1 protein-coding gene is annotated in these 1,403 nt (G+C 69.4%); it reads right to left on the bottom strand.

Translation table 11 applies throughout. The features are described 5' to 3' along the window. Positions 1-1,403 (bottom strand): AMP-binding protein (locus FFK22_RS41765; RefSeq protein WP_143957000.1); only part of this gene is annotated, 1,403 nt, incomplete at both ends.

The raw sequence follows: 1,403 nt of genomic DNA, 5'->3' as shown, positions 1-1,403 counted from the left end.
GCCCGCACCCGCCACATACAGCTCACCCGACACCCCCACAGGGACCGGCTGCAATCCCCCGTCCAGCACGTAGACCGCGAGGTCGGGTATCGGCTCGCCGATCAGACTGCCGGCGCCGCCGGCGATCAGACTCCGGCTCAGCCTCCTGTGGGTGACATGGACGGTGGTCTCCGTGATCCCGTACATGTTGACGAGGATCGGAGCATCGTCCGGATGCCGGCTGTACCACGGGGCCAGCCTTTCGAGGTCGAGCGCCTCTCCCCCGAACACGATGCAGCGGAGAGAGAGCGCCTGCCGGGAGGCAGGCTCGTCGCTGTCGGCCTGCATCAGCTGATAGAAGGCGGATGGCGTCTGGTTGAGAATGGTCACCTTCTCCCGGACGAGCAGGTTCCGGAACTCGCTCGGAGAACGACTGACGGCGAAGGGCACCACCACCAGGCGCCCGCCGTGAAGGAGCGCTCCCCAGATTTCCCAGACCGAGAAGTCGAACGCATAGGAGTGGAACAGCGTCCAGACGTCATCTGCCCCCGGGCTGAACCAATGGTCGGTGGCGTCGAAGAGCCGCACGACATTGCGATGCGGGACCACCACGCCCTTGGGGCGTCCGGTGGAGCCGGAGGTGTAGATCACATAGGCCGGGTGCCCCGGCCGCAGCCGCGCCGTCCGCTCCCCGTCGCCAGGGTCGTGCTCGGGCGCCGCCGACAGCGCCGGATCCTCCAGCCGCAGCACCGGTACGGGGCTTCCCGCGGGGATCGCTGAAACCGCCGTTCCCGTCGTGATGATGCAGCGCGGCCCGGCATCGTCGAGCATGTATCCCAGGCGCTCCGCCGGGTATTCGGGGTCCAGCGGCAGGTATGCTGCCCCCGCCTTCAGCACCCCAAGCACCGACACCACCATCGACGCCGACCGCGGCAGGGCGAGCGCCACGACATCCTCGGGACCCACGCCTCTCGAGATCAGCACATGCGCCAGGCGGTTTGCCCGGCGGTTCAACTCCGCGTAGCTCACCACCTCACCGCCCTGCACCAGCGCCACCGCATCCGGCGTCCGCCGCACCTGCGCCTCGAACAGCGCCGGCACCGTCTCGCCGGGCACCGCAGCCCCCGCCGCATTCCGCCCCGACAGCAGCCGAGCCCGCTCCTCGACGCCCAGCAGCTCGATGGTACCGACGGCGCGCGTGGGATCGGAGATGATGGCGTCGAGCACGCGTTGCAGGCGGGTGGCGATCGCCTCCACGGCCTCGCGATCGAACAGGTCCGGGCGAAAGCCGAAGCGCAGCTGGATCTGCTCGCCAGGCAGGACGAGCAGCCCGAGCGGATAATGCGAGACGTCGCCGCCGAAGCCCTCCGCTTGAACCGCGGAGAGACCGGAGTTCGCTCGCTCGCCCGTCGCTGCGATCGGGA

This window comes from Mycobacterium sp. KBS0706 (genome assembly GCF_005938675.2).
GTDB lineage: Bacteria > Pseudomonadota > Alphaproteobacteria > DSM-16000 > Inquilinaceae > Inquilinus.
The sequence above is the reverse complement of the archived record's forward strand: the minus strand, read 5'-3'. Positions and strand labels throughout refer to the sequence as shown.